The organism is Streptosporangium sp. NPDC051023 (assembly GCF_040689595.1).
In the GTDB taxonomy this organism is placed as follows: domain Bacteria; phylum Actinomycetota; class Actinomycetes; order Streptosporangiales; family Streptosporangiaceae; genus Streptosporangium.
Map to the genome: position 1 here is coordinate 1 of NZ_JBFBCE010000040.1, position 19518 is coordinate 19518.

The window sequence follows — 19518 nt, forward strand, 5'->3', positions numbered from 1 at the left end:
GGCCAGTGGTGGTTCGCACGGGCCGCTGCATACCCCCGCGCGCCCTGCCCGTGCCGCTCCCTGACGTTCCTCAGTCCAGACACCGGCGCGCCCAAGCCGAAAACAGTCCCCGGGTAAGGGGGATGGGGCGGATCCCAGTCCGCCCAGGCCCAACCGGTTCTCGCCACAGGCGCCCAGGCCGCAACCGGTCTCCGGTTGACCGGTTCAGCCAGGCCGAGCCTCAGTCCGGCCACGGCACGCATATCCACGTGTACGGTGTGCGTCGGGCGGCGCGGGGGGATGTTCGCCCTTGGGTCCATCGGGGTACGGAGGCTAGGCGGGGTGGCGAGGTCTACCGTTTCTGTGGATCCGGGTAGCGTTCGGTCTATGGCAGCGCCAACTGGAACCTCTGACGCCCCCTTCGGCCGCATGCTGACCGCCATGGTCACACCGTTCACCGGCGACGGCTCGGTCGACTATGAGGCGGTGCGGCGTCTGGCCGCCTATCTGGTGGACGAGCAGCGCAACGACGGCCTCATCGTGAGCGGCACCACGGGGGAGTCCCCGACCACCTCGGACGAGGAGAAGGAGCGCATCCTGCGCACCGTCGTGGATGAGGTCGGCGACCGCGCCACGATCGTCGCGGGAGCGGGCACCAACGACACCCGCCACAGCGTCGAGCTGGCCAGGGCCGCCGAGCGCGCGGGAGCCCACGGTCTCCTCGTGGTGACGCCCTACTACAGCAAGCCCCCGCAGGAGGGGCTCTACCGGCACTTCACCGCCGTGGCCGACGCCACCGGACTGCCGGTCATGCTCTACGACATCCCGGGCCGCAGCGGTGTGCCCATCGAGACGGGCACTCTCCTGAGGCTGGCCGGACACGAGCGGATCGTCGCGGTGAAGGATGCCAAGGCCGACCTGTTCGCCGGGTCGCAGGTGATGGCGGCCACCGACCTGGTCTTCTACTCGGGCGACGACACGCTCAACCTGCCCTGGGTCTCGGTCGGGGCCGCCGGATGCGTCAGCGTCGTCGGGCACGTCGTGGGCGCCGAGATCGCCGCGATGATGGAGCTCTACCGCTCCGGCGACGTCTCGGGGGCGCTCGCCGTCCACCGCAGGCTGCTCCCCGTGGTGTCGGGAATCATGACGCGGGCGGGCGGTGCGATCATGACGAAGGCGGCGCTGACCCTGGTGGGGCGGTCCGCGGGACCGGTGCGGGCGCCGTTGGCGGAGGCCACGGCGGAGCAGGTCGCGCGGCTGAGAGAAGACTTGATCGCGGGTGGCGTGAAGCTGCCCGACGGAGTTGTGCCATGAGAGGGAACGTGGCGGCCGGTGACGGCCGCAGATGGGAGAAGCGGAAGTTTGAGTGACAGAGGACACAGCGGTCCGCCGACGATCGGAGTGCTCGGCGAGGGAGCAGTCCTGCCGTTCGGGGGAGCCACCGTCATTTACCAGAGAGGCGTGGCCGAATGAGTCACCCCCACCCGGAACTCGGGCCGCCGCCTGAGCTTCCCGAAGGCGCGCTGCGCATCGTCGCGCTGGGCGGTCTCGGCGAGATCGGCCGCAACATGGCGGTGTTCGAGTACGAAGGCCGTCTGCTGATCGTCGACTGCGGGGTGCTGTTCCCCGAGCCCGACCAGCCCGGCGTCGACCTGATCCTGCCCGACTTCGAGTACATCAGGGACCGCCTCGACGACGTCGAGGCCCTGGTGCTGACACACGCGCACGAGGACCACATCGGCGCCGTGCCGTACCTCCTGCGGGAGCGTCGTGACATCCCGATCGTCGGCTCGAAGCTGACGCTGGCGCTGATCGAGGCGAAACTCACCGAGCACCGCATCCAGCCGGTCAAGGTCGAGGTCGTCGAGGGGGAGCGGCGCACGTTCGGGCCGTTCGAGACGGAGTTCTTCGCGGTCAACCACTCGATCCCCGACGCGCTGGCCGTGGCGATCAGGACGCCCGCGGGCATCGTGCTGCACACCGGCGACTTCAGGATGGACCAGCTGCCCAGCGACGGGCGGCTGACCGACCTGGGCGGGTTCGCCAGGCTCGGCGCTGAGGGCGTCGACCTGCTGATGTCGGACTCGACGAACGCCGAGGTTCCGGGCTTCGTCACCAGCGAGCGGGAGATCGCCCCGGTCATCGACGAGGTGATCCGCACCGCGGAGAAGCGGGTGATCGTGGCGAGCTTCGCCTCCCACATCCACCGCGTCCAGCAGGTCATCGACTCCGCGGAGAAGCACGGCCGCAAGGTCGCGCTCGTCGGCCGTTCCATGATCCGCAACATGGGCGTCGCCAGGGACCTCGGCTACCTGAGGGTCTCGCCGGACGTCATCGTCGACTCCAAGGAGATCGAGGGCTGGCCGCCGGAGGACGTGGTGCTGATCTGCACCGGGTCCCAGGGCGAGCCGATGGCGGCGCTCTCGCGCATGGCCAACCGCGACCACCCCATCCGGGTGGCCGAGGGCGACACCGTCCTGCTGGCCTCCTCCCTGGTGCCGGGCAACGAGACCGCCGTCAACAAGGTGATCAACGGGCTGAGCCGCTGGGGCGCCCGCGTGGTGCACAAGGGCAACGCGAAGGTGCACGTCTCCGGGCACGCCGCCGCGGGCGAGCTGCTCTACGTGCTCAACCTGACCCGGCCCTCCAACTTCATGCCGGTGCACGGTGAGTGGCGGCACCTGCGGGCCCACGCCAAGCTCGCCGCGCTGACCGGGGTTCCCGACGACCACATCGTGATCGCCGAGGACGGTGTCGTGGTCGACCTGGTCGACGGCCGCGCGAGGATCGTGGGAGCGGTTCCCGCGGGCTACGTCTACGTGGACGGGACCTCGGTCGGAGACGTCACCGACTTCGCCCTCAAGGACCGGCGCATCCTGGGCGAGGAGGGGTTCATCTCCGTCGTCGTGGTCGTCGACACCGGCACGGGCAAGCTGACCGGAGGCCCGGAGATCCACGCCCGCGGGTCGGGCATCGACCCCGACCGGCTCCTGGAGGTCCTCCCGCAGATCGAGAGGGCGATCGAGGAGCACGCGGCCGACGGCGTCGTGGACATCCAGCAGATCCGCAGGGTGGTCCGCAGGACCGTCGGGCGCTGGGTGAGCGACACCTACCGCCGCCGCCCGATGATCATCCCCGTGGTGGTCGAGGTCTGACCCGTTCACCGTACGGCGGCCGCGGCCGGCCGCCGTACGGTCGACACCGTTTCGGCCCGTCTGGTCGCCGTACGGCCGGTCCTGGCCGGGCCCGCGCCGACAGGGAGAACGCCGGGGCGGGGAACGCGGCAGGTGCCGGGGGAAAACATCGCCCCTGGGTCTTTTGTCCCATATGGCTGGTCTGGCTTCCGGCGAGCCTTCGCGCCATCCGCCGTCAGGCTCGATAGCCTCGCTATCATGGCCACCGGTACGTCTAAAGGCGCCTCAGGCAAGACTCCCGCCAAGGGGTCATCGGGCCGGTCCGGGTCCCCCTCGTCCCGCACGGCTCCCGTCAGGCGGGTCGCCACGACCCGGGCGAAGCCCGCCCCGCAGGCCCGCAGGCCCGCGAGCCCCCAGCACGACCCGATCGGCTGGGTGTTCACCCTGATCGGCAAGCTGTTCATGGGGATCTGGATGCTGCTGGCGGGCGGCATCGGCAGCGCGGCGCGGGCTCTGGGGCAGAACGCCCGGGAGCTGGACCCGGTGCACCGTCGAGACGGGCTCGGGCTCGCGGTGTTCTCCGGGGCGATCGCGCTGGCCGCCATCCTTTGGCGGGACACGACGGGCGCGGTCTCCGAGGTGGTCAACGGGGTGATGCGCGGGGTCTTCGGGTCGCTCGCCTGGCTGATCCCCATCCTGCTCGCCCTGCTGGCCTGGCGGCTGCTGCGCCACCCCGACCAGAACGCCGACACGGGCCGCATGGGCATCGGGTGGTCCGCGCTCATGGTCGGCCTGCTCGGTGTCGTGCACGTCGTGCACGACACCCCCTACCCGTCCGGAGGCGCCTCCGACGGCATGGACAAGGTCTCGGCCGCGGGTGGCATGATCGGCTTCATCGTCTCCGCGCCGCCCGCGAGCATCCTGCCCGCCTTCGTCACGATCCCGTTGCTGCTCATCCTGTCCGGGTTCGGCGTCCTGGTGATCACCGCGACCCCGGTCCACCGGATCCCGGAGCGGCTGGCCGAGATCAGGCACATGCTCTTCGACCGGGACGCGCCCGCCAGGCCCGCCAGGCAGGCCAGGAAGCCCGCGCGCAAGAAGCAGGGGGAGGGGCAGGACGCCGGCGACACCGTCAAGCCGTACGACACGCCTGTCGTCACCGAGCCGCAGAACAAGCTCGCCGACCACTCCCCGGAGATCGTTCCCGGGCTCGCGGAGGAGCCCGCGGAGGAGGAGGGGGCCGCCCCCGTCCTCAGGACCGAGCCGCCCGAGCCGACCCCGGCCCCGCGCAAGGTGGAGCAGCTCGTCCTGTCCCCGCAGGCGGGCCCCTACACCCTGCCGGACACCCAGCTCCTGAGCCCGGGCAGCGCGCCGAAGCCGCAGACCAAGGCGAACACCGTCGTGGTCAACGCGCTGACCAGCGTGATGGAGCAGTTCTCCATCGACGCCCAGGTCATCGGGTTCACCCGGGGGCCGACGGTGACGCGCTACGAGATCGAGCTCGGCCCGGCGGTCAAGGTCGAGAAGGTCACCGCGCTGACCAGGAACATCGCCTACGCCGTCAAGTCGGCCGATGTGCGGATCCTCAGCCCGATCCCCGGCAAGTCGGCGATCGGCGTGGAGATCCCGAACACCGACAAGGACCTCGTGTCGCTGGGTGACATCCTGCGCTCGCAGGTGGCCCAGGCCGACCACCACCCGATGATCGTCGGCCTCGGCAAGGACGTGGAGGGCCGCACGATCGTGGCCAACCTGGCCAAGATGCCGCACCTGCTCATCGCGGGCGCGACCGGCGCGGGAAAGTCGGTCTGCGTCAACGGTCTGATCTCCTCGATCCTGATGCGCGCGACGCCCGACGAGGTGCGGATGGTGCTGGTCGACCCCAAGCGGGTCGAGCTGAGCGTCTACGAGGGCATCCCGCACCTCATCACGCCGATCATCACCAATCCCAAGAAGGCCGCAGAGGCCCTGGAGTGGGTGGTCGGCGAGATGGACCGTCGCTACGACGACCTCGCGGCCAGCGGTTTCCGCCATGTCGACGACTTCAACAAGGCGGTGCGCGCGGGCAAGCTCGTGCCGCCGCCCGGCAGTGAGCGTGTCTACCAGCCGTATCCATACCTTCTGGTGATCGTGGACGAGCTGGCCGACCTGATGATGGTCGCCCCGCGCGACGTCGAGGACTCCATCGTCCGCATCACCCAGCTCGCCCGCGCCGCGGGCATCCACCTGGTCATCGCCACCCAGCGGCCGAGCGTCGACGTGGTCACCGGCCTGATCAAGGCCAACGTGCCCTCGCGGCTCGCGTTCGCCACCTCCAGCCTCGCCGACAGCCGCGTCATCCTGGACCAGCCGGGCGCGGAGAAGCTGGTCGGCCAGGGCGACGCCCTGTTCCTTCCGATGGGCGCGAGCAAGCCCATGCGGCTGCAGAACGCCTTCGTGTCCGAGAAGGAGATCTCCGAGGTCGTCACGCACTGCAAGACGCAGATGCAGGCCGAGTACCGCGACGACGTCGCCGCCTCGGCGACGACCAAGAAGGAGATCGACGAGGACATCGGCGACGACCTCGACCTGCTGGTCCAGGCGGCAGAGCTGATCGTGACCACCCAGTTCGGCTCGACCTCGATGCTCCAGCGCAAGCTGCGGGTCGGTTTCGCCAAGGCGGGCCGCCTGATGGACCTGCTGGAGAGCAGGAACGTCGTCGGGCCGAGTGAGGGGTCGAAGGCGCGCGAGGTCATGGTCAAGCCCGACGAACTGCCCGGGCTTCTGGCGGACCTTCGAGGCCAATGACGCCCCCGCCGTACGAGACCCACCCGATTACTGATTGAATAGTACTCACTACGCAGCGTCGGGGGCTTTGGGGGCGTGCGGCATGAGCATTGGCAGCAGTTTGGCGGAGGCGCGCCGGTCGGCGGGGCTGACCGTGGCGGAGTTGAGCGCGCACACGCGCATTCGTGAGGCGCTGATCCACGCGATCGAGCGGGACGACTTCTCCCAGTGCGGGGGAGACTTCTACGCGCGAGGCCACGTCCGCAACATCGCCAAGGTCGTCGGGCTTGATCCAGAGGCCATGGTGCACGAGTACGACGAGCTGCACGGGGGCGTGCCGCTGCCGGTCAGGGCGGCCAGCGTGTTCCAGGCGGACACGCCCATCAAGATCCGGGAGAGCCGCTCGCCCAACTGGACGACGGCCATGGCGGTCGCGCTGGCCATCGTCGTGGTCTTCGCCGTGGTCAAGACCATGGGGGGCGGGGAGGAGACGCCGACGGCCGACGTGCACCCCGCCGTGCCGACGTCGTCCATGCCCGGGGAGGGGCCCGACACGCCCGGGGCGCCGCGCAAACCGGCCTCGCTGGCCGCGGGCAAGGTGAGCGGTCCCGTGGTCCTCCAGATCAGGGCGAAGCGTTCCTCGTGGCTCGATGTGAAGGACATGAGCGGCAAGCAACTCTTCTCCGGCACCCTGGAGGCGGGTAAAACCTCCGTCTGGCGGACCGACAAAGGGGTGAAGGTCATCTTCAGCGACGGAGGAGCGGTCTCGCTGCAGCTCAACGGGAAGAACCTCGGAGCTCCCGGGCGCCGCGGCCAGGTCGTCAACCGCTCGTACGGCGTCCCCGCGTCCACGCCGAGATAGTCCGGCAGGGTCTGGGAACGGGGGAGGTGCATCGGTGGTCGCCAACTCCCGATACCGTAGTGTCCACCATGTCATCCCGCCGAACCGCATCGCTGATCACGCTGGGCTGCGCGCGCAACGAGGTCGACTCAGAAGAGCTCGCCGCGCGTCTTGAGGCTGCCGGTTGGCAGGTGGGCGACGACGACCCCGATGTCATCGTCGTCAACACCTGCGGCTTCATCGACTCAGCGAAAAAGGACTCCATCGACACGCTGCTCGCCGCGGCCGACTCCGGGGCCAAAGTGGTCGCCGCGGGCTGTATGGCGGAGAGGTACGGCGACCAACTCGCCGATGCCCTGCCAGAGGCGGCGGCCGTCATCTCCTTCGACGACTACACCCAGATCGGCACGCGTCTCGACGACGTGCTGGCGGGTAAGCCGCTCGTCCCGCACAGTCCGCGCGACCGCAGGACCCTGCTGCCGATCTCACCGGTCGAGCGCGCGGCGGCCCCCAAGACCAACATCCCCGGCCACGGAGAGCTGCCCGAGGGGGTGGCTCCTGCCAGCGGCCCCAGGCCACTGCGCAAGCGCCTGGGAGACGGGCCTGTCGCCTCGCTGAAACTGGCCTCGGGGTGCGACAGGCGCTGCACCTTCTGCGCCATCCCGGCGTTCCGCGGCGCCTACGTCTCTCGTGAGCCTGCCGACCTCGTCGGCGAGGCCGTCTGGCTGGCCGGGCAGGGGGTCAAGGAGCTCGTTCTGGTCAGCGAGAACTCCACCTCCTACGGCAAGGACCTGGGCGACCTGCGGGCGCTCGAGAAGCTGCTGCCCTCCCTGGCCGCGGTCGAGGGCGTCGAGCGGGTGCGGGTCAGCTACCTGCAGCCCGCGGAGCTGCGTCCCGGCCTGCTGGAGATGATCGCCTCGACCGAGGGCATCGCCTCCTACTTCGACCTGTCCTTCCAGCACGCCAGCGGGTCGGTGCTGCGGCGGATGCGCCGCTTCGGCGACCCCAGGCGCTTCCTGGAGCTGCTGGAGACGGTCAGGGCGAAGGCCCCGGAGGCGGGAGTGCGCTCCAACTTCATCGTGGGTTTCCCCGGAGAGACCGAGGAGGAGTTCGGCGAGCTGGTCGCCTTCCTCGAGGAGGCCAGGCTCGACGTGATCGGTGTCTTCGGCTACTCCGACGAAGAGGGCACCGAGGCGGCCTCACTCCCTGGGAAACTGGACCAGGAGACCATCGACGCCCGCGTGGCCACGCTCACCGAGCTGGCCGAGGAGCTCATGGCCCAGCGGGCCGAGGAGCGGATCGGCACCGAGGTCGACGTCCTCATCGAGGAGGATCTCGGCGACGGCGGCTACGAGGGGCGCGCGGCGCACCAGGGGCCCGAGGTCGACGGCTCCGTCACGGTTCAGGGCATCGGCCTGGTCCCCGGTCAGATCGTCAGGGCGGTCGTGGTCGACTCAGAGGGAGTGGACCTGATCGCCCGCATCAAGGCCGCCTCGTGAGCGCGCCGCCGGGGCGGGAGATCGTATGACCAACACGCCAGAGACCGGCACCGATCCGACGTCGGCGACCACGGGCCCCAAGGTGAGCGCGTGGAACATCGCCAACGTCGTGACGGTGATACGGCTGGCGATGGTTCCCCTCTTCGCGGTCTGCCTGTTCCTGCCGGGCACCGGCTGGCGGGTCACCGCGCTGGTGGTCTTCCTGGTGGCCTCGCTCACCGACCTGCTCGACGGTGAGCTGGCCCGCCGCTACGGCCTGATCACCGACTTCGGCAAGATCGCCGACCCGATCGCGGACAAGGCGTTGATCGGCGCCGCGCTCATCAGCCTCTCGGTCCTGGACGAGCTGTCGTGGTGGGTCACCGTCGTGATCCTCGGCAGAGAGCTCGGCGTGACCCTGCTGCGGTTCGCGGTCATCAGGCACGGCGTGATCCCCGCCAGCTACGGCGGCAAGGTCAAGACCGTCCTGCAGATCGCCGCGATCGTCTCCTACATGTGGCCGGGCGTCCCCGGGCCGATCCGCTGGGTCGTCATGGGCGCCGCGGTCGTCGTGACGGTGGGCACCGGCCTCGACTACGTGATCCGCGCGATCAGGCTGCGGCAGGTGGCGAAGCGGGCGCGGGCCAGATGAGTCACCGCCTGCTCGCCGCGACCAGTGTGCTCTCCCTCCTCGTCCGCAGGGGGGAGACGGTGGCGGTCGCCGAGTCTCTGACCGCGGGGCTGATCGGCGCGGCGCTCACGGCCCCCTCGGGGGCGTCCGCGGCCTTCGTCGGCGGAGTCCTGTCCTACGCGACCGACCTCAAGCACCGCCTGCTCGGCGTCCCCGCAGACCTGCTGGCGCGTGAGGGGGCCGTGCACCCGCAGGTCGCCGCGGCGATGGCCGACGGCGTCCGCAGGCTCACCGGCGCCACGTACGGCCTGGCGGCCACCGGCGTCGCCGGTCCCGACCCGCAGGACGGCAAACCGGTGGGCACCGTGCATCTGGCTGTTAGCGGCCCTGATGGGCGGGTATGGCACCGGGATCTCCGTCTCGCAGGCATGCGTGAGGAAATTCGCCAATCGACAGTCAATGAGGCTGTAGACCTGCTTTTAGGTGTGCTCGAGTCGAACTTGGGGGAACAATCCGGGTGATTACCGCGTTACGTCCCCAGCGAACATGCTCACCACGGTCTGCCGCAGGGTTGGTGGATACAGGTACGGTGGAGCTGTGAGTGAGGTAAAGGTCAAGCGATGATGACGGCGAGGAGTATGTACGAAGGGTCGCGTTCGAAGAACGGGCGGCACGAACCGATCGCGCGGAGTGTCGTGAAGGCGCCTGCGCCGGGGAGGGAGCGACAGATGGTCCTGCTGCGTCAGCTGCTCGGTGACGTGCTGCGGCGGCTGCGGGTGCGGCAGAGTCGCACCTTGCGTGAGGTTTCCACACTGGCTCGTGTTTCTCTCGGATATCTGTCCGAGGTGGAGCGTGGTCAGAAGGAGGCCTCTTCCGAATTGCTCGCGTCGATCTGCGGTGCCCTCGGTGTGCCGCTTTCACAGGTGCTGCGTGAGGTCTCCGACCAGTTCGCGCTGGCCGAGCTTCAGCACGCCCCGGTTCTCGCCGGTGACGTGCCTGAGCGGGAGCGCCTGCCGATCGCCGAGACCGTGGTGCCCGGCGCCATTGGAGACTCGGTTTTTCCTGAGGTCAATGACATGGTTGCCGCCTAACCGGCCGCTCACTCCGGCTGGCAGCGACGACACCAGACAATCAGCCGTTCCTGCGGTCGTTCCCCCATCTCGCCACGACTGACCCGGCTCCCGCAGCGCAGGCAAGGCCGCCCCGCTCTGCCGTAGACCCAGGTGTCCCGGCCAGGGCGCGCGTCTCCCGTCGTCACCCTGCTCGGGCGCTCCCTGTTCGCGTGCAGCAACCGCTGCGCGATTCCCACGACCCTCTTCAGGTCCTCGACCGCGCCCACGGGCCGCCACGGCCAGACTCCGGCCAGGAAGAGTGTCTCGGCGCGGTAGATGGTGCCGATCCCCGCGAGGTTGCGCTGGTCGAGCAGCGCCTCCCCGATCGTCGTCCCAGGGTCGGCGGCAAGACGCCGTACGGCCTCCTCCGGATCCCAGTCCGCTCCAAGCAGGTCGGGCCCGAGATGCCCGACGACCCGTTCCTCGTGCCCGGTTGGCAGCAGGTCGACCATGCCGAGCCGTACCCCGACCGCCTGCCACTGCGCGTTGGCCAGCAGCAAGCGGACGACGTCGCCGGGCGGTGGCCTGCGTCCCACGGGGGAGACCTGCCAGCTTCCCTCCATCCGCAGATGGGTGTGCACCGTCAGGCCGCCGTCGACCCTGGTGAGCAGGTGCTTGCCGCGGGAGAGAGTCTCCAGCACGGTCCGGCCCGTCAGGTCGGCGGTGGCGTATCTGGGCACGCGGAAGTCGGAGCGGGTGAGCACTCGCCCGTTCAGCGCAAGGCCGAGCTGTCTGGCCGTGCGGTAGACGACGTCACCCTCCGGCACGGGAGGCGGCTTTAGTCCCAGGCGGCGGGGTCGGCGGCGAGCTGGCGGACCCGCTCGGGAAGCGCGCCCGTGGCCACGCTGTCGAGCGTGACCTCCTCCAGGATCGCCCGCTCACTGGCTCGCAGCGCGATCCAGACCTGCTGTAGCGCCTCGGCCGGACCCCGGTAGCCGACGTGCTCGGGGCGCTCGCCCCGCACGTTGGCCAGCGGCCCGTCCACCGCGCGGATCACGTCCGCCAGCGTGATCTCCGAGGCGGGACGGGCCAGCACGTAGCCGCCCTCCGGGCCACGCTGGCCTCGGACCAGGCCGGCCCGCCGCATCTGAAGGAGGATGTTCTCCAGGTATTTGGGCGGCATGTCCTGCTCCTTGGCCAGCTCACCCACAGTGGTAGGTCCGTCACCCGCGGCGGCGAGTTCGGCGGCGGCACGTAGGGCATAGTCGACACGAGCGGATAGACGCATGTAATCGATTATCCCGCCTGCTATTGACTGCTTACGCGCGAGGTCCCAGAAAAACCGAACTTGCGTCCGCGGCCTTCGACGACGACAGGGGCGTGCAGCCACGCGTCCCCGGGCGCGGGCTGGTGGATCACATAGTGGTGGGGAGCCATCGCCGAGGTGCGGCCCGGCAGCAGGGCCAGGCACGCGGCGTGGATCTCCTCGGGGGTTCCGGCGGAGACATGGCAGGTCAGACGCCCTTCGGCATCGTGGGTCACCCGGTAAGGGCGTCCCCCGACGGCATCGCCGACCAGCCGGTCGACGGCCTCCAGATTCACCCAGCAGGAGTCGGCATGGATCCAGCTCGGGCCGTACTCGACGGGCGTGACCCCGGAAACATCCGGGACGTCCCGCAGGGGAATGACCCGTTTCGCGGCCTCGATCAGCAGTTTGACGAGACCGGTCCCGAAGCTCTCCGCCTCGGCCCGCGACATGACCCCGGGATCGATCCAGAACGTCAGGTCAACTTCGTCCTCGAGGCGGTTGGTCCACAGGGCCAGGTGCGCGGGGAAGGAGGCCTCCGGCAGCCAGCGGCACTCGATGTCGCCGGACGGCGGGGGCTCCCGCTCGGCCAAGGCCACCCCGCTCATGTCACTGAAGACGCAGTCGCGGGCGAAGTCGACCCCCCGCTCGGCGTTGACCGTGCCGATCAGCTCCCAGAGCGCGGTCGAGTCGAACCGGGTGTGCTGGTATCCGGTGAGGGAGGCGGTGCGGAAGCGGCGGATCGCCTCGTCGAAGCTGGGGACGTCGAGGTCGGTGGCGATCAGCGCGTCTTGGGCCAGCGGGCCGACGTAGTCGCGCACCTCGGGACGGATCCTGTTGCTGGTCAGTGAGGCGATCACGCAGGTCCGCTGGACGGCCCGGACACCGATCAGCGTCCCGAGCGCGGCGAGCGTGACCACAGAGCGGCTGGCGCCGGTACGGCGCGCCACGGTGCCCAGCGCCTCGCCCGCCACCGAGGAACGGACTCTGAGCCGGGGCCTGAGCGCCTCGGGGTCGGCCGCCTCGTCGATCGCGAACATCGACTGCGGCACCCGGACGAGCTGGGTCCTCCAGTGCCGCAGGGCAGCCGCGGTCCGCAGCTGGGCGGGCGGGGCCTTCTCCGTGAGCGCCAGCTCCAGCGGCTGCGTCTGGCACGGCGCGGGTACGGCCTCGCCGCTGACCAGCCGTTCCCAGTCGCGCATGACGGTGGCCAGACCGACCTCGTCGACCGAGGTATGGGGCAGGACGAAGACCACTCTGAGGGGGACCTCCCCCTCGGTGACCACCGCGACCCGAATCGGCAGCTCGTTCTCCACGTCGAACCGGATGCCCTGGATATGCAGGCCGACCTCCTCAGCCAGCTCGTCCAGGTCGTGCTCGTCCGGGGCGTCCTCGATGACGTGCACCTCGACGGGCAGCGTGCCCGAACCCGAAACCATCTGGGTACCGGAGCGGATCGTGGCCCGCAGGCTCTCGTGCCGGGAGAGCAGTTCCCCGACCGCCTCGACGACGGTGGCGAGGGTCGTCCCCGGGGGAATGCGCCGGGTTTCGCGGAAGTTCATGTGCAGGGGCGGGTCGCGCAGCACGCAACGCGCCATGTTCGCCTGGCCCATCGTGACGGGTCCGTGCCGGGTCGGTCGCCCTGCGTAGCAGGCCGCGATACTGATGACGGTTTCCATCAGAGTCTCCCGAGGGGACCGTTGTCTTCAGGTGACTGGGGAATCGGGAGTGGGAGGGCCGTCAGGACCCGAGCGTGCCCCGACCGGTTCGGTCTGCGCATCGGAAATCTCCGATCACTGTGCGTTGGATGTTGTGGTGCTGTTGTAATGGTCGGGTGGCTCGTCAGGTGTGCACCTCTCCCCGCGTGGCGTACGACCTGGGCTATCCCGTCGTGTGGTGCCCGAGGTGCCGCCGCCCGGTTCTCGGCGGGCCGGTGAAGGCGCGCCTGGAAGGGGGCGGCCGTGCGTAGGTCGTTCAGGTTCCTGCTGCGCCCCACCAGCAAGCAAGCGGTCGCGCTCGCCGCGTGCGTGGAGGACCACCGGCAGCTCTACAACGCGGCGTTGGAGCATCGCCGCACGGCTTACCGTAAGGCCGGGGTGAGCGTCCGGTACGGCGAGCAGCCGGGGGAGTTGAAACACATCCGCGCCGACGACCCCGGCGGGCAGGGCCGGTGGTCGTTCTCCTCCCAGCAGGCCACCCTGCGCCGCCTGGACACGGCGTTCGCCGCCTTCTTCACCCGGGTCTGCCAGGGCCGCACCCCCGGCTTCCCCCGTTTCAAAGGCAGGGGCCGGTTCGACACCGTCACCTGGCCCAAGGACGGTGATGGCTGCCGCTGGGACTCCCAGCCCAACCACCCCACCGCGACCTATCTCCGCCTGCAGGGCGTCGGGCATGTGCGCGTCCACCGGCACCGCCGGGTGCTCGGCACCGTCAAGACGATCAGTGTGAGGCGGGAGGGTTCCCGCTGGTACGTGGTGCTGTCCTGTGACGATGTCCCCGCCCAGGCGCTCCCGGCGACGGATGCGGCGGTCGGCATCGACCTGGGTGTGGCGTCCCTGGTGACCACCAGCGACGGTGAGCATCTGGCCAATCCACGCCCCTTGGCCGCCTCCGCCGCCCGTCTGGCCGCGGCGCAGCGGGCGCTGGCCCGGACCCAGCGCGGTAGCGGGCGTCGCCGTAAGGCCGCCGCCCGGGTCGCCGCTTTGCACGGGAAGGTGCGGCGTCAGCGTCTGGATGGCGCGCACAAGGCCGCGCTCGCGCTGGTGGCCGGGTACGGCGTGATCGTGCACGAGGAGCTGCGGATCGTGAACATGACCCGCTCGGCGTCCGGCACCATCGACGCCCCAGGGCGGAATGTCGCAGCCGAGTCCGGCCTCAACCGAAGCATTCTGGACGCGGGCTGGGGGGTGTTCCTGACGGTTCTCGCGGACAAGGCTGAAAGCGCCGGTCGCGCGCTGATCGCGGTGAACCCCGCCGGCACCTGCGCCGCATGCGGCCATGTGGCGAAGGAGAACCGGGTCAGCCAGGCCGCCTTCCGGTGTAGGGCGTGTGGGCATGGCGCGCATGCCGATGTCAACGCGGCGATCAACATCTTGAGGGCAGGGCTTGCCCTTCGCGACGCCGCGCGAGCGGCTTAGCGAGAAGCCGCTTCCTTCAGGGAGCAGAGGAGTCACGTCGAGACCTGCCTCGCCACACGCCGTAAGAGTCTTACTGAAAAGAATCTTTACCATTTCCCGTTTCCCGGAGTGTTCCACGCGACGGGTGGACGTCGCAAGCCCTGATTTCACGGGGATCCCGCATTGTGAGGGCGGAGGGAGCGCGGGTGGCCGAGGGGGTGCGAGGAGGGGTGACGTGGCCGGGGGCACCCCCTCGGACTCCCGGGGGGTCGGTGCGGGGCTAAACTATCAGGAAGCTTTATTAATGAATAGAACCGCTATTCTTGCCTGAATGTAATTGCGACGGGGAAACGGCGAACAAGAGAGCATGCGTATGGAGCGACGTCCTGGCGTGCCCAGGCTGCTGAGGGAGATCAACGACCGGGCCGCCCTGGAGCTGTTGCTTGATTCGGGACCGCTGACGCGGGGCCAGATCGGGGAGCTCACCGGCCTTTCCAAGGTGACGGCGTCCCAGACGCTGGCCCGGTTGGAGGAGCGCGGTCTGGTCGAGGTGGCAGGAGAGCAGGCGGGAGGGAGAGGACCCAATGCCGCGCTTTATGGGATCATTTCTTCCTCGGCCTATGTGGCGGGCCTGGATGTGGGCCCGGAATTCGTGACCACCGCCATCGCCGATATCCACGGAGAGATCGTGTCGGAGGTCGCGGTCGCGCCGAACGGGCACGACGATCCGGTGGCCCTCGTGCACAGTGCGGTCGTCAAGGCGTGCCGCTCGGCGAAGGTCGCCCTGTCCAAGCTGAGGGCGGTCGTGATCGGCACCCCGGGTGTCGTCGACCCCAGGACGGGAGACGTGCGTTTCTCCTTCGACCTGCCCGGCTGGCACGAGGGAATCCACGAGGCGCTCGCCCGTGACCTGCGGCGCGACGTCAAAATCGAGAACGATGTGAACCTCGTTGCCATTGCCGAGCGCGCCCGCGGCGCGGCGCGGGGCGCGGATGACTTCGTGCTGCTCTGGGTCGGCCGTGGCATCGGTCTCGGTGTCGTGCTCGGCGGCAGGCTGCACCGCGGCCTGTCCGGCAGCGCGGGTGAGATCGGCTACCTCCCCGTGCCTGGCGTGCCACTGGCCGAGGACGTGCGGGCGGTGCCGGGGCGGCTGCCGTCGCTCGCGGGCGGTCTGCAGTCGCTGGTCAGCGCGGAGGCGGTGACGGAGCTCGCCGTGACCTACGGTTTCGACGGTGGAAGCGCGGCCGAGTGCGTCGCGGCCGCCGTCGAGGCGGGCGAGCGGGGAGAGCCGCTGCTGGACGAGATCGCCGGGCGTCTCGCGCTGGGCGTCGCGTCGGTGTGTGTCGTGCTCGACCCCGGGCTCGTGGTGCTCGCGGGCGAGGTCAGCCAGGCGGGCGGGGACCTGCTCACCTCCAGGATCGAGGAGGCGGTCGCCCGGATCTGCCCGGTCCGCCCGCAGGTGGTGCCCAGTCAGGTGACTGGAAACCCGGTGCTGCGCGGAGCCGTTCTCGCCGCGCTCGACCAGGCCCGTGAGGAGATCTTCGCCTCGTGAGGGCGTGATGGAGCGCTCCGGGAATCCATCGGAGCGCTCCAATCGGGCAGATCTTACTGGTTCCCTGAATTTTCCTGACTCTCCCCGTTGCGAAGTCGGGAAGATCGTCTATGCTGGCGCGGAAATGTCATGGAAATGACACTCCTCCGTGATCGGGGAACGGGGATCTATGACGGCAGTCATCGCCGTGTTACATGCTGAGGACGTCGCCCTTGAGTTCGTATCCGTTCTGAGACGCCACGCCGACCACGACGTCGGGGTTCTCATCGGCCGGTCAGGCGCGCGGGTGACGCTTCCCGGTGGCCTGCCGCTGAGGGAGCGTCTGGAACTGCTCGCGCCGTTCGTCGAACCGGGAGGCAACACCGCGGCCCTGCCCGCCCCCGGGGAGGTCGCCGCCTGGCTGGGCGACGCGCCCGCCGAGGTCTGGACCCACTCTCCCGCCGATCACCGCATCCGCAGGGCCGGGTTCGGCTGGGTCGTCTCCAGGGCGGTTCCTACGACGGACGTGTCCTACTCGGTCGGGGACAACCCGTTCCTGCAGACGATTCCCGGCGAGGCCGTCGCGCTCAGCGGCGCCGAGGCCGAGGCCAAAATCGACTTCGTCAACCGGCGCGCGGGCGAGCTGCTGCGCAGCCGTGTGCCCGACCGGCTCGTCACCACGGACCGGGTGCCGGTGGTCGAGCGTTTCTTCACCGCGGACGCGACACGGGCGAACCGGCTGTACGCGCTCATCTCCAGTCTGGGGGAGGACGCCGCCGTCGCGGACGACCCGTGGGAGTTCGGCCGCTCGGCGTACGAGGCCGACCGGCTCGACGCGACGGCGGCGTGGGTCGGCCGGTGGTGCTCTCCCGGCGACGGGCCGATCGTCGAGGTCGGGGCCTGTGAGGGCGAGCTGACCCGCAGGCTGGCGGGCAAGGGCTACACGGTCCAGGCCACGGAGCCGAACGCCGCGTTCCTGGCCAGGCTGGCCGAGCGCGCGGGCTCCGATGCCGAGGTCTCGTCCGAAAGCCTTCAGGAACTGGCCGCAGGGCGCGGTCGTCCCGCCGCGGCCTACCTGCTGATCGAGATGCTCTACTACGACCAGGACCTGACGCTGCTCGACGCCCTGCCGACCGATCGGATCCTCATCGCCCTGGAGACGGGGCAGCTCAACGACATGGTCTGGCCCTGGATCAGGCAACAGTCCGTCTGGCGCGTCGCCGAACGCGTCGAGCTGGCCCCGCCGACGCTCGAGTTCGTCTGCGACGGCCTGGCCTATCTGCGCAAGCGGGGCAGCCGCGGCCTCGTGCTGACCAGGAACGGGGAGATGTGATGAGCTGGCGGACGATCGTGGTCTCACCACACTTCGACGACGCGGCCATGTCCGTCGCGGGAGTCCTGGCCAGGAACGAGGGGCCCGCGGTCGTCGTCACGGTGCTCGGCGGCGCCGCGGCCGAGCAGCCGTCGGCGTGGGACCGACTGTGCGGGTTCGCCTCCGCGGAGGAGACGGTGCGGGAACGGCTGGCCGAGGACGCCAGGGCGTGCGAGATCCTCGGTGTGGACCAGGTCGCGCTCGACCATCCCGACGTTCCCGCGCAGGCGTTGCGGTTGCGCGGGCTCGAGGACTTCCTCACCGAGCACGTCACGCCGCGGACCCGGGTGCTGGTCCCGATGGGCATCGGCAACGCCGACCACGAGACGGTCCGCGACCAGGCCCTGGACGTGCTGCGCAAGACCGGCGCCGCCGAGCTTCTGGCCTACGCCGACCTCCCGTACGCCGCGGCGATCCGCGAGTGGGGGACCGCCTCCGCCGTCGAGGCCCTGGCCGCGAAGGAGCCGGTGCGGACGCTCGCTGAGCGGTACCGGATCCGCCCCGAGCTGCGGATCCGGCTCGACGAGGCCGAGTGGACGCTCAAGCGGCGCGCCGTGCTGTCCTACGCCTCACAGATCGCGCCGCTTGCCTGCGAGTACGGAGAGTTCGCCGCGATGCCGGGGCCGCTCCAGCATGAGCTGGTGTGGGCTGTCGAGGAGTGACCCCGGCGGGGGTCTCAGGCGGGCGCCATGCCGGTCATCGCGGCGTGCCCGGCCAGGAGTTCGGCCACGGCCTGGCCGGACACGGTCGTCGCGCCGTGGGTGGTGATGTGCGTGCCGCCTGGCGTCAGGGGGCCGGGCAGGCCCATCTCGACCACGATCGCGTCCGGGCGTCGGGCCAGCAGGGCGTCGAGCCCGGCCGAGACCCAGGCGTGCCGGTGGGCGTCCCGCACCACGATCACCAGCGGGCGCCCTTCCGCGGGCGCGGGGACCTGGTCGTCCGGGCCGAGCCGTACCCCGTCGGTGCCGGGGAGCAGCGCGGCCAGCGGTACGGTGACGCCCCAGGGGGTCGCCCGGTCGATGGCGATGTTGGTCTCGGACACGAACTCGACCACCTGCGGGGCCGCGGCGAGGGGCAGCACCTCGCCGCGGATTCGCAGGGCACGCCGGGCGGCGGCGAGGCCGGAGGGGTCGAGGCCCACCGTCCCCGCCGTCCCCGCCGCCCATGTCACCCGGCGCTGCTCGGCCGACCACGCGGCCAGACGGCGCACCCTGGAGGCGGCCTCCGCCAGGCGCTCTTCGGGCAGTGTGCCGTCGATCACGGCGGCCATGATGGCGTTGCGCATGAATCCGACGACTCCGGCGCCCTTGCGCTCGCCGCCGACGCAGATGGCGTCGGCCCCCGCGACCAGGGCACGTACCGCCGCGCCGGTCACGCCGTACCGTTCGGCGACCGAGGGCATCTCAACGGCGTCGGTCACGATCAGCCCGTCGAAGCCGAGTTCCTCGCGCAGGAGCCCGACCAGGAGGCGGGCGCTCATCGTGGCGGGGGAGTCCGGATCGTAGGCGGGGACGAGCAGGTGGCCGGTCATCACGGCCTGGACCCCGGCCTCGATGGCGGCCCGGTACGGCGGAAGCGTGGTCGCCGCGAGCTCCTCGGCCGAGTACGAGACCGTCGGCAGGTCGTTGTGCGAGTCGACGGCGGTCGCACCGTGGCCGGGGAAGTGCTTGGCACAGGCGGCGACGCCCGCCGACTGCAGGCCCGTGACCCAGGCGGCGGCGTGCCGGGCGACCAGCCACGGGTCGGAGCCGAAGGCGCGGGTGCCGACGACGGGGTTGTCCAGGTCGGAGTTGACGTCGACCACGGGGGCGTAGTTGAGGGTGATGCCCGCCGCCGCCAGGTCGGCGCCGATCCCGCGGGCCACCCGCTCGGTCAGCTCGGGGTCGTCGACCGCGCCGAGTGCGAGGTTGCCCGGGCGGGAGCTGCCGATGAGCGCCTCAAGGCGGGTGACGTCGCCGGCCTCCTCGTCCGTGGCGATCACCACGTCCGGGTTCTCCGCTCTCAGGGCGGCGGTCAGCGCTCTGACCTGGGCACTGTCTACAAGATTTCGGGAGTAAAGCGCAACCCCGCCGAGCCCCTCCGCGAGTCGCTTACGCAGCCAGTCGGGTACCTCGGTCCCCACGAAGCCCGGCTGCAGCACGGTGTCCGCAAGCCCGGCAAGTTCGGGGCTCGCGCCACTCAGGCCCCCGCGAACGATCATCAACGCCTCCCGGTCGATTCCCATTACATGTCGCTTGTTTCAGACGTACCACATGTGTAGCATTCGGGTTGCGTAAATAGACAGTAAACTTTCCTAATAAATTGTGTCGGGG

At 70.1% G+C, this 19518-nt stretch carries 16 protein-coding genes; 12 read left to right on the forward strand and 4 right to left on the reverse strand.

What is annotated here, in order from left to right; translation table 11 throughout:
- Positions 1–366: 366 nt before the first annotated feature.
- The 8 genes from dapA (at position 367) to AB0395_RS25460 (ending at position 9920) form a co-directional block, all read left to right on the forward strand.
- Complete coding sequence (gene dapA / locus AB0395_RS25425) at positions 367–1293, forward strand: 4-hydroxy-tetrahydrodipicolinate synthase (RefSeq protein ID WP_366284583.1); 927 nt, start codon at positions 367–369, stop codon at positions 1291–1293.
- Positions 1294–1448: 155 nt separating this feature from the next.
- A complete protein-coding gene (locus tag AB0395_RS25430; RefSeq protein ID WP_366284586.1) occupies positions 1449–3134 on the forward strand; it encodes a ribonuclease J in 1686 nt (561 codons plus the stop codon).
- 237 nt (positions 3135–3371) lie between these two features.
- Positions 3372–5900, forward strand: coding sequence for a DNA translocase FtsK (locus AB0395_RS25435; RefSeq protein ID WP_366284588.1), 2529 nt, complete (start codon positions 3372–3374; stop codon positions 5898–5900).
- An 82-nt stretch (positions 5901–5982) separates the two neighbouring features.
- Entirely contained in the window at positions 5983–6741 is a 759-nt protein-coding gene (locus AB0395_RS25440) for a RodZ domain-containing protein (RefSeq protein WP_366284590.1), read from the forward strand.
- Positions 6742–6809: 68 nt separating this feature from the next.
- Positions 6810–8219 carry a 30S ribosomal protein S12 methylthiotransferase RimO gene (gene rimO / locus AB0395_RS25445; protein ID WP_366284592.1) on the forward strand — a complete coding sequence of 470 codons (1410 nt, stop codon included), beginning with the start codon at positions 6810–6812 and terminating at the stop codon, positions 8217–8219.
- A gap of 25 nt (positions 8220–8244) precedes the next feature.
- On the forward strand, positions 8245–8850 hold the full coding sequence (gene pgsA / locus AB0395_RS25450; RefSeq protein ID WP_366284594.1) for a CDP-diacylglycerol--glycerol-3-phosphate 3-phosphatidyltransferase: 606 nt from the start codon (positions 8245–8247) through the stop codon (positions 8848–8850).
- Positions 8847–9350, forward strand: a complete 504-nt coding sequence (locus AB0395_RS25455) for a nicotinamide-nucleotide amidohydrolase family protein (protein ID WP_366284595.1) — start codon at positions 8847–8849, stop codon at positions 9348–9350. The genes pgsA and AB0395_RS25455 overlap by 4 nt, the downstream gene beginning before the upstream one ends.
- Before the next feature lie 207 nt (positions 9351–9557).
- On the forward strand, positions 9558–9920 hold the full coding sequence (locus AB0395_RS25460) for a helix-turn-helix transcriptional regulator (protein ID WP_366284598.1): 363 nt from the start codon (positions 9558–9560) through the stop codon (positions 9918–9920).
- Positions 9921–9928: 8 nt separating this feature from the next.
- Here AB0395_RS25460 and AB0395_RS25465 read toward each other — a convergent pair whose 3' ends face one another.
- The 3 genes from AB0395_RS25465 to AB0395_RS25475 are packed head-to-tail and all read right to left on the reverse strand — an operon-like array spanning position 9929 to position 12866.
- Positions 9929–10708, reverse strand: a complete 780-nt coding sequence (locus AB0395_RS25465; protein WP_366284600.1) for a DNA-formamidopyrimidine glycosylase family protein — start codon at positions 10706–10708, stop codon at positions 9929–9931.
- 11 nt (positions 10709–10719) lie between these two features.
- A complete protein-coding gene (locus tag AB0395_RS25470) occupies positions 10720–11169 on the reverse strand; it encodes an Rrf2 family transcriptional regulator (RefSeq protein ID WP_366284603.1) in 450 nt (149 codons plus the stop codon).
- A gap of 20 nt (positions 11170–11189) precedes the next feature.
- Positions 11190–12866 (reverse strand): condensation domain-containing protein, encoded by a 1677-nt coding sequence (locus AB0395_RS25475; RefSeq protein WP_366284606.1) that lies wholly within the window; start codon positions 12864–12866, stop codon positions 11190–11192.
- Positions 12867–13148: 282 nt separating this feature from the next.
- Between AB0395_RS25475 and AB0395_RS25480 the strand changes: the two genes are divergently transcribed.
- The 4 genes from AB0395_RS25480 to AB0395_RS25495 all read left to right on the forward strand — a co-directional run bounded on the left by AB0395_RS25480 (position 13149) and on the right by AB0395_RS25495 (position 17868).
- Positions 13149–14324 (forward strand): transposase, encoded by a 1176-nt coding sequence (locus AB0395_RS25480; RefSeq protein WP_366284608.1) that lies wholly within the window; start codon positions 13149–13151, stop codon positions 14322–14324.
- A gap of 352 nt (positions 14325–14676) precedes the next feature.
- Entirely contained in the window at positions 14677–15855 is a 1179-nt protein-coding gene (locus tag AB0395_RS25485) for an ROK family transcriptional regulator (RefSeq protein WP_366284611.1), read from the forward strand.
- A gap of 169 nt (positions 15856–16024) precedes the next feature.
- Complete coding sequence (locus AB0395_RS25490) at positions 16025–17167, forward strand: hypothetical protein (RefSeq protein WP_366284614.1); 1143 nt, start codon at positions 16025–16027, stop codon at positions 17165–17167.
- Complete coding sequence (locus AB0395_RS25495; RefSeq protein ID WP_366284616.1) at positions 17167–17868, forward strand: PIG-L family deacetylase; 702 nt, start codon at positions 17167–17169, stop codon at positions 17866–17868. The genes AB0395_RS25490 and AB0395_RS25495 overlap by 1 nt, the downstream gene beginning before the upstream one ends.
- Positions 17869–17882: 14 nt before the next feature.
- On the opposite strand, the gene AB0395_RS25500 is transcribed toward AB0395_RS25495, so the two are convergent.
- Positions 17883–19406 carry a glycoside hydrolase family 3 protein gene (locus tag AB0395_RS25500; RefSeq protein WP_366284618.1) on the reverse strand — a complete coding sequence of 508 codons (1524 nt, stop codon included), beginning with the start codon at positions 19404–19406 and terminating at the stop codon, positions 17883–17885.
- Between the last annotated feature and the right edge of the window lie 112 nt (positions 19407–19518).

Excerpts from the sequence above, each read along its gene's own strand:
- pgsA (WP_366284594.1), top strand. The coding sequence starts at position 8,245 with ATGACCAACACGCCAGAGACCGGCACCGATCCGACGTCGGCGACCACG.
- AB0395_RS25495 (WP_366284616.1), top strand. The coding sequence starts at position 17,167 with ATGAGCTGGCGGACGATCGTGGTCTCACCACACTTCGACGACGCGGCC.
- AB0395_RS25440 (WP_366284590.1), top strand. The coding sequence starts at position 5,983 with ATGAGCATTGGCAGCAGTTTGGCGGAGGCGCGCCGGTCGGCGGGGCTG.
- AB0395_RS25490 (WP_366284614.1), top strand. The coding sequence starts at position 16,025 with ATGACGGCAGTCATCGCCGTGTTACATGCTGAGGACGTCGCCCTTGAG.
- AB0395_RS25460 (WP_366284598.1), top strand. The coding sequence starts at position 9,558 with ATGGTCCTGCTGCGTCAGCTGCTCGGTGACGTGCTGCGGCGGCTGCGG.
- dapA (WP_366284583.1), top strand. The coding sequence starts at position 367 with ATGGCAGCGCCAACTGGAACCTCTGACGCCCCCTTCGGCCGCATGCTG.
- AB0395_RS25430 (WP_366284586.1), top strand. The coding sequence starts at position 1,449 with ATGAGTCACCCCCACCCGGAACTCGGGCCGCCGCCTGAGCTTCCCGAA.
- AB0395_RS25475 (WP_366284606.1), bottom strand. The coding sequence starts at position 12,866 with ATGGAAACCGTCATCAGTATCGCGGCCTGCTACGCAGGGCGACCGACC.
- AB0395_RS25485 (WP_366284611.1), top strand. The coding sequence starts at position 14,677 with ATGGAGCGACGTCCTGGCGTGCCCAGGCTGCTGAGGGAGATCAACGAC.
- AB0395_RS25470 (WP_366284603.1), bottom strand. The coding sequence starts at position 11,169 with ATGCGTCTATCCGCTCGTGTCGACTATGCCCTACGTGCCGCCGCCGAA.
- rimO (WP_366284592.1), top strand. The coding sequence starts at position 6,810 with ATGTCATCCCGCCGAACCGCATCGCTGATCACGCTGGGCTGCGCGCGC.
- AB0395_RS25435 (WP_366284588.1), top strand. The coding sequence starts at position 3,372 with ATGGCCACCGGTACGTCTAAAGGCGCCTCAGGCAAGACTCCCGCCAAG.
- AB0395_RS25500 (WP_366284618.1), bottom strand. The coding sequence starts at position 19,406 with ATGATCGTTCGCGGGGGCCTGAGTGGCGCGAGCCCCGAACTTGCCGGG.
- AB0395_RS25455 (WP_366284595.1), top strand. The coding sequence starts at position 8,847 with ATGAGTCACCGCCTGCTCGCCGCGACCAGTGTGCTCTCCCTCCTCGTC.